Origin of the sequence: Amorphus sp. 3PC139-8 (assembly GCF_040750475.1) — a bacterium.
In the GTDB taxonomy this organism is placed as follows: Bacteria; Pseudomonadota; Alphaproteobacteria; order Rhizobiales; family Amorphaceae; genus Amorphus.
In genome coordinates this window covers 24,069-31,502 of record NZ_JABJVY010000039.1, presented here as the reverse complement: position 1 = coordinate 31,502, position 7,434 = coordinate 24,069, and the positions used below count along the sequence as shown (strand labels likewise).

Annotated in this window: 7 protein-coding genes; 5 read left to right on the top strand and 2 right to left on the bottom strand. The window is 64.0% G+C overall.

All coding sequences use genetic code 11. The annotated features are described in order from the left end of the window. Positions 1–177 precede the first annotated feature (177 nt). Both HNS03_RS23790 and HNS03_RS23785 read right to left on the bottom strand, forming a co-directional pair. Positions 178–1,032, bottom strand: coding sequence for an alpha/beta fold hydrolase (locus HNS03_RS23790; protein WP_367198536.1), 855 nt, complete (start codon positions 1,030–1,032; stop codon positions 178–180). After that, the gene (locus HNS03_RS23785; RefSeq protein WP_367198535.1) at positions 1,029–2,474 is read right to left on the bottom strand and encodes an FAD-dependent oxidoreductase; all 1,446 of its coding nucleotides are present in this window, start codon (positions 2,472–2,474) and stop codon (positions 1,029–1,031) included. The genes HNS03_RS23790 and HNS03_RS23785 overlap by 4 nt, the downstream gene beginning before the upstream one ends. 262 nt (positions 2,475–2,736) lie before the next feature. On the opposite strand from HNS03_RS23785, the gene HNS03_RS23780 reads away from it, so the two are divergent. From HNS03_RS23780 to HNS03_RS23760, 5 genes are all read left to right on the top strand, one after another. Continuing rightward, on the top strand, positions 2,737–3,237 hold the full coding sequence (locus HNS03_RS23780; RefSeq protein ID WP_367198534.1) for a TRAP transporter small permease: 501 nt from the start codon (positions 2,737–2,739) through the stop codon (positions 3,235–3,237). Positions 3,238–3,385: 148 nt separating this feature from the next. Beyond that, positions 3,386–4,675 (top strand): TRAP transporter large permease, encoded by a 1,290-nt coding sequence (locus HNS03_RS23775; protein WP_367198533.1) that lies wholly within the window; start codon positions 3,386–3,388, stop codon positions 4,673–4,675. Positions 4,676–4,707: 32 nt separating this feature from the next. Continuing rightward, positions 4,708–5,697 (top strand): TRAP transporter substrate-binding protein, encoded by a 990-nt coding sequence (locus tag HNS03_RS23770; protein ID WP_367198532.1) that lies wholly within the window; start codon positions 4,708–4,710, stop codon positions 5,695–5,697. A 202-nt stretch (positions 5,698–5,899) separates the two neighbouring features. After that, positions 5,900–6,235: a hypothetical protein gene (locus tag HNS03_RS23765; protein WP_367198531.1), complete on the top strand. Its 336-nt coding sequence runs from the start codon at positions 5,900–5,902 to the stop codon at positions 6,233–6,235. A 117-nt stretch (positions 6,236–6,352) separates the two neighbouring features. After that, a complete protein-coding gene (locus HNS03_RS23760) occupies positions 6,353–7,432 on the top strand; it encodes a class I SAM-dependent methyltransferase (protein WP_367198530.1) in 1,080 nt (359 codons plus the stop codon). Positions 7,433–7,434: the final 2 nt, after the last annotated feature.

The following is a 7,434-nucleotide window of genomic DNA, read 5'->3' as shown; positions in this document are numbered from 1 at the left end:
CGTTGCCGAGGCGCTTGGACCTTTGACGGCGGCCTCATGAGACCGGTCGCAGACGGCGTCCGCGATTTCGTTGGCTAGATCCGTTCCGCTCAGATGCTTCCATCTGAGCGGCAAGAAATGGCTCCGGGTTCAATAGGTTGAGCACGTCCCGGCGGGGCCCGCACGGACTTATCCCCTTCAGTCCGCCGTTTCGGCGACGAAGCCATCGATGGTGCGGGCGGCGTGGGCGTGATGGTCCGGATCGCCCCAGGGCAGAAGCTCGGCCCTGCGCGCGCCGGGGACCAGCTCCGCCACCGGCTCGAAATACTCGTAGAGCATGTCGGAAGGAGAGCAGACCACCAGCGTGGGCACGGTGATCAGCGGCAGCCGCTCGCGTTTGGGATGACGGAAGGCCGCCCGGTAGCTCAGATGATAGCTGCGGACCGACTTCAGCACCTCCACCACGAAATCGTGGAGCTCGTCGTCGTCGGGAAGGCCGTTCGGCAACCGGCCGGCGGCGGTGCGATTGTAATAGGGCCAGAACAGGAACTGGTCACGGCAGAAATGCCAGACCTTCATCAAGTGGGTGGCTTCCGCATCGGGCCGGATTTCGCGGGCGTAACGCTCCAGCACTTCCGACTGCAGGTCCGCGTCATAAAGCCCCATGCCGTCGATCACCAGGCTCCGCACGCGGTCGGGATGCGCAATGGCGATCTCCATGGCGAGCGAAGCGCCGGTGTGGCTGCCATACAGATCGAACCGGCCGGAGGCGAGCCCGTCCAGGGCCGCGACTGCGCGCGCGGCAAGGTCGGCGATTGCCGGACTTTCCAGGGCAAGCGGGGTGGAATCGCCATTTCCGGCGGTATCGGGGGCGATCGTTCGCCGGCCCAGAGCGGCAAGCTCCGCCATCGCGCCTTCAAGCTGCTTGGAAGAGCCGGGCGACTGGTGGATCATCACCAATGGCGTGCCGTCCGTGCCGCCGGCATGGCGATAGTGCACCTGTCCGCCATCAACGGTGGCGAAGCCGCGCAGGACTTGGGGCTCTGTGCTCATACGGTCTCCTTGGAAGCAAGCGTTCGGCCGAGGGTGTGTCCGAGCCAGCGGCCGAGCGTCAGCGCCGGGGTGACGCTCATGCCGCTGACGAAACCTTTGCCGGACAGTGTGGAGCCACCGATCGCCTCTCCAACGGCATAGAGGCCGTCGATCACGCCGCCTTCGGCGCGGCGAACGCGCATCGTGTCGTCGATATCCAGGCCGGCGGCGGTCTTCAGCACGATCCCGTGCATCTTCACGGCCCGGAAGGCGGGCCCGCGGATCGGCATCGGACAATGGACGCGGCGCATCGGGTCGACCATCTCGCCGGTGCACGCAGCGGCATAGTCGGCGAGCGCCTCGCGCAGGTTGTCCGCCGCCATCCCGGTCTTGGCCGCGAGATCATCGATCCCGTCGGCCGCTACGAAATCGGGACGTTTGCCCGCCCAGGCCAAGGCCAGCTCCTTCTCGGTCCAACCGGGCAGAAGCGGCGGGGCAGCCGCTAGGATCGCCTCGTCGAAGACGCACCAGAACGAAAGCGCCGGCAGGTTCTCCAGCGCGTGTTCGCGGGCGTCGACGCTCGGATCGTCCTCGCGCACGAAGCGCCGGCCGTCGGGCGCCAGGTGCAGCTCCCACGGCTGGCGCACCTGCGGCGTCAGGCTCGGCATCTGGCGCCAGACAATCCGGTTGCCGCCGGGTTCGCTGACCACGCCGGCATAGGTGGGCAGGAACAGGTCCTCCCCGACGATGCGGGCACCGACCGCTTCCGCCATTTCCAGGCCGGTACCGGTGGAGGTCTCCATCGCCGCAGTGACAAGCGGTCGGCCGCCGGTCAGCCGGGCGAACAGCTCCGCGTTGGCGCCGTAGCCGCCGGTTGCCAGCACGACCGAGCTGGCGGCGATCTCGGTTTCGGATCCGGTCTCACGATCGGCGAGGCGAAGGCCGGTCACCGCGCCGGAGCCATCGGTGAGAAGGGACACGGCGCGGGTCGCGTAGCGGATCTCGGCGTTGGGCTCGGCCATTGCCCGTTCAAACAGCGGCCGCACCGCCTTCAGAACCGAGATGCCGCCTTCGACACCCCAATAGGTGCGGGCGACGCGGTAGGCCTCGTGCAGGTGCAGGATCGCCGGGCAGGCAGGATCCATCGCAAAGCCGTTTTCCATCAGCCAGTCGATGGTGTCGCCCTGGGCCGGCACGGTGCGGCGCAGCACATCGGCGCGGCCGGTGCCGCGATTGATCCGGTCGATGTCGGCGAGATGGGCCTCGGCGCTGTCTTCGATGCCGTGCGCCGCTTGCAGCTTGGAGCCCGCGCCGCTGAGCTGGCCGAGGCTGACGTGCAGCGTCCCGCCCGGCGCATCGGCCTGTTCGATCACCAGCACGCGAGCGCCGGTTGCGACGGCTTCGATGGCGCAGGGCATGCCCGCCGTGCCCGCTCCGACGATCACGATGTCGACGCTCTCCAAGGCCGGCTCCTTGTGATGGGTTGTTTCGCGAGGACAGGAGCATCCGGGCCGCAGCAAAAGGACGCTGCGTGGGCGATCCGGCGCAGGATCTGCTCAAAACCCTATGGACACGCTGTCTTATCTATAGGACATTAAGCGGAGACACAAGCTGAAGCCCATCCGGTTCGCGGTGCCCATTCGCCGGCTCCTGGACCGGGTGACTTGAAGGCGCAGATGCGCGCTGAGGGTCGCGGGCGAAAACAGCAAAAGGGGAACAGAAAGCATGCGCGGAACGGCTGCATTCCAGCTATTTCGGAAGGCGGGTGCCTTGCTTTGCGCCGTCATCCTTTCGCTCTTTACTGGATTGGTCCTGTATTCCGTTACGATGCGGTACCTGTTCAACGCGCCGCCGATGTGGGGCGAAGAGCTTCCAAAGCTCTTGTTCATCTGGCTTATTTTTATCGGCGCGGGATTTGCCTATTTCGCCGGGTTCAATATCCGGATGACGGCGATCATCGACCGGGTGCCGACGAAGCCGCGGCGTGTGATCGAGCTGGCGATGCATCTGATGACCGTCGGGATCCTGTTGATGATCCTCTGGTACTCGGTACCGATCATCAAGCTGACATCGGGCACGATTTCCTACGCGACCGGGCTGTCGGATGGCTGGAAGTTCTGGGCGCTGCCGGTGGGCGCCATCCTCCTCCTGATCAACGAAGTCTGGCGGATCTGGCGTCTCCTCAAGGGTCATGTGGACGACCCCGTCGCGCTCGGGGACTCCTGATCGGCACCGTGTTCATCCCGATGGGACAGGTTCTCTCTATGATGCCGATGGAACCTGTCGAGCTTGTTGTTTCGGACCGATCTCGGACGGAGGGCGCGGCCCTTTCGTCTCCCGATCGCCCTGACGATCCAGGACGGCACTTCGCTCCATGCTTCTGACGATCTGCATCCTTCTGCTGTTCGTGTTCGTGCTGTTGGGCATGGATATCGCGTTCTCGGTCGGCGTCGCGGCGCTCACGTTCATCGCCGTAAGCCAGTTCGATGCGCGTCCGGTCAACCCGGTTCTGTTCGTCAAGGCGATCACCAGCGGCGTCGATAGCTACGCCATGCTCGCGGTGCCGATGTACGTGTTGGCGGGCGAGTTGATGACGAAAGCAGGCGTCACCAGACGCCTGATTAATCTGGCAAGCAGTCTCGTCGCGCACCGGCCCGGCGGCATCGCCAATGTGGGCATCACCAGCAACCTGTTCCTGGCGGGCGTGTCCGGCTCGGCGGTCGCCGATGCCGCTGCCACCGGCTCGATCCTGATCCCCGAGATGAAGCGGCGCGGCTATCCGGAGCGCTACGCCGCCGGCGTGATTTCCGCCGCCGCGGCGATGGGGCCGATCATCCCGCCCTCGATCCTGTTCATCCTGCTCGCCTCTATCGCCAACCTGTCGGTGGGCGCGCTCTTCATCGCGGGCATTCTTCCCGGCATCTTGATGTATGTCGGCTTGATCGCGATGAGCGGCTATCTCGCCCGTCGCAACAACATTCCGCGCGAGGAGAAGAAGAGCGCTAAAGAGCGCTGGAGCGCGATCCGAGCGGGCATCCTACCGCTGGGCGCGCCGGTCATCATCATTTGCACCAAGGTGTTCGGCATTGCCACGCCGACGGAGGCGGCGGCCGTGGTGGTGCTCTACACCATCGTGATCGGTGTCTTCGTCTATCGTGACATGACGCTGAACGACTATTTCGATGCCGCCGTCTCCGCCGCGATGACGACCGCGGTGATCATGATGACGGTCGCCATGAGCCAGATCTTCGGCCAGATCGCCGTGCTCGCCGGCCTCGGACGGATGGTCCAGTCGTTGCTCCTGTCGATCAGCAACGACCCTTATGTCCTGTTCCTGATCATCAACGTGCTGTTGCTCATTCTCGGCACCTTCCTCGATGCCATGCCGTTGATGCTGATCCTGTCGCCGATCTTCTTCCCGCTGATGACCGGGCTTGGCGTCGATCCGATCCATTTCGGCCTGGTGATGGTGTTCAACCTGGTGCTCGGGATGATCACGCCGCCGGTCGGGCTCAATCTTTTCGTTATGGCGCGAATATCCGGGATCGGAATGCTGGACGTGTTCCGGGGCGGTCTGCCGTTCTACCTGGTCCTGTGGATCGCACTTCTGGTGCTCACCTACGTGCCTTGGTTCTCCACCTACCTTCCACACCTGCTCCTTTGAGAAGCGAACATCACCAACCAGAGGATGGAACAATGACCTTCGATCTTACCCGTCGCGGATTGATGGGCGGTGCTGCCGCCGTCGCTGCCATGACCGCGCTGCCGCTGCGTGCCCGTGCCGCCACCGTTCTGCGCTACGGCAATGCCGGCGGTCCGCAGACCCTGTCGAACACCTTCAACGCCAAGCTCTCCGACACCATCAAGGAGAAGACCAACGGCGAATTGTCGTTCGAGATCTTTGCCGGAACGCTCGGCGGCGAGAAGGACCTGATCGAGTCGATGGCGCTGGGCAGCCTCGATGTCTACAACGGCGCCTACACCGGCACCGAGCAGTTCGACGTTCTCTACAGCCCGTATTTCTTCAAGAACGGGGCCCAGGCCAAGGCCGTGCTGGAGACCGAGATCGGCACCAAGTGCTCCGAGGTGCTTGAGCAGAAATACAACGCGCGCCTGCTCGGCGTCGGCCGTCTCGGCGGCTACAACCTGATGCTGAAGGAGCCGATCAGCGATCTCTCCGAGCTGAAGGAGCGCAAGATCCGCGCGCCGCAGATCAAGGGCTGCATCGAGGCGCTGAACTTCTTCGGTGCGGTGCCGACTCCGATCCCGTTCAACGAGGTCTATCTGTCGCTGCAGAACGGCATCGTCGACGGCGTGCTGACGGCCCTCAATCCGGCCGTGCAGTTCAAGTTCTACGAAGTCTGTAAGCACGTCGTCGTGCCGGACTTCGGCCTCGCCCTCGACAAGGAAGTGATCTCCACTTCGGCCTGGAACGGCCTGTCGGCCGACGAGCAGAAGGTCCTGCAGTCCTCGTTCGATGAGCTGGAGGAGACTTACTATTACCAGGCCGGCCTCGATCAGAAGTCGAAGGACCTGAAAACCTGGTCGGACGCCAACGGCGCAGACGCGCTCATCGACCTCGATGCCGCCGCGCTCGCGACCGCCATGGAGCCCCTCAACAAGAAGCTCGCGACCGAGGCGTTCGGCGAAGGGGCCTGGGAGCTGATCCAGAACACCAAAGCGTAACGCGCACGCCAAGACGACCGGCCGCCGTCGCCGTGCCGGCGGCCGGTCGTCCAGCTGACCAAGGCCGTTAGAGCATTTCCCGTTCAGATCGGGTCGATCTGAACGAAAAGAAATTGCTCAAGCTATTGAATCTGGGGCCATTTCTTATCGATCAGGTGATTCCACCTGATCGGAAAAGGCTCTAGGGCCGAGGAGAATATCGATGATCATATCCGACCACCCGTCCGGTCTGCCGCTGAAGCCGGAGCAGACCTTTTTCGACGACCAGGCCGTCGACCGTCTGTTGGCCATGGTGATGACCATGGCGGCGGAGCTGCACGTCACCCGCGATCGCCTCGCTACCCTGGAAATACTTTTGGAAAGCGGTACGCCGGTGACCGCCAAGGCGCTGGACGAGTTCGTTCCGAGCGAGGCGCAGCAGGAAAAGCTCGATGCCGCGCGCCGCGCCTTCTCCAGCGAGTTGATGCGCTGCACGCTGGGGATCGAGGTTTCGCTGGGCGCGCCCGAGGAAGGCGTCGACAAGTTCAACAAGGAGTAGGGCGCTCGGCGATCCGGCCTCCGGATCGCGCTCTATCCCATTGGAAGCGATCACGTTTCATGGGTGCGCGCTGCATCGGCGCAACCTCCTGAAATATGATCCAGGGAAGGCACCCCCATGTTCGACACGATACCGAAGAGCCGGAAGCTCGATGCCTACCAGTCCTTCGTTCTGGACTGTAAGCTGTTCTGGACGCGTGAGATGTTTCCGGAGTTGAAGAAGCGCTACGCGGTCGCCGCTGCGGAGGAGGGCGACACGCCGAAGACGGGCGAGGACGTCAAGGCGCTGATGGCGTCCGACACCACCGCTCAGTTCTTCGGCTGGTTCGAGCGTCATCTGCAGCGGATGAAATATTCCGGCATGTACGGGCTCGCGGTGCACTACGACGCCTATCGCGACGAGATCCTGGCCGACCTCAACCGCGAAGTGCCGGATCACCTGTTGCAGCTCGATCCCGACTTCGAGCAGCCGGAATACTACACCTCGATCGACATCCATCAGCATCCCGGCGGGGTCTGGAGCGACGAAATCGCCGGCTATGTCTACGAGCGCGGCGGCCAGTCGACCGCGCCGATGCTGAAGGACCATGCCACCTTGTGGGATCGGCTCGCCGATCAGGCGATGGCGCGCGCCGGTCGCGATGTGAAGAAGGTGGTAGATCTCGGCTGCGGCTTCGGGGCGTCGACGCAGCCCTATTATGCCGGCCATCCGGACATTTCCGTGGTGGGCGTGGAGCTGTCCGCGCCGTGCCTGAAGGTCGCCGCCCAGCGGGCGGCGGAGCGGCAGGCGCAGAACGTGCTGTACAAGCAGGCGGATGCGATCGCGACCGGGCTCGAGGCCGGCGAGAACGACATCGTCACGTCCTCCATGGTGCTGCACGAGATGCCGCCCTCGCACATCAAGGCGCTCCTGAAGGAGACCCACCGGCTGCTGGCGCCGGGTGGGCTGTCGATCCATCTCGACTTCCTGGTGCGGGACGATCCGTTCAAGACCTACATCCACTACGGCCATTCCGCCCGCAACAACGAGCCGTTCATGGTGCCGCTCAACGAGATGGACATCGTGGCGGCCCACCGCGACGCCGGCTTCGACGACGTGGAGATCGTGCCGTTCGAGGAATTCGACGGCTCGCTTGCGCCGGAGATGATGTCCTGGCGTTTTCCCTGGACGTTGATCATCGCGCGTAAGGCGGCTTGATC

Coding starts and splice junctions, on each gene's coding strand:
- HNS03_RS23790 (WP_367198536.1), bottom strand. CDS start 1,032: ATGAGCACAGAGCCCCAAGTCCTGCGCGGCTTCGCCACCGTTGATGGC.
- HNS03_RS23780 (WP_367198534.1), top strand. CDS start 2,737: ATGCGCGGAACGGCTGCATTCCAGCTATTTCGGAAGGCGGGTGCCTTG.
- HNS03_RS23775 (WP_367198533.1), top strand. CDS start 3,386: ATGCTTCTGACGATCTGCATCCTTCTGCTGTTCGTGTTCGTGCTGTTG.
- HNS03_RS23770 (WP_367198532.1), top strand. CDS start 4,708: ATGACCTTCGATCTTACCCGTCGCGGATTGATGGGCGGTGCTGCCGCC.
- HNS03_RS23765 (WP_367198531.1), top strand. CDS start 5,900: ATGATCATATCCGACCACCCGTCCGGTCTGCCGCTGAAGCCGGAGCAG.
- HNS03_RS23760 (WP_367198530.1), top strand. CDS start 6,353: ATGTTCGACACGATACCGAAGAGCCGGAAGCTCGATGCCTACCAGTCC.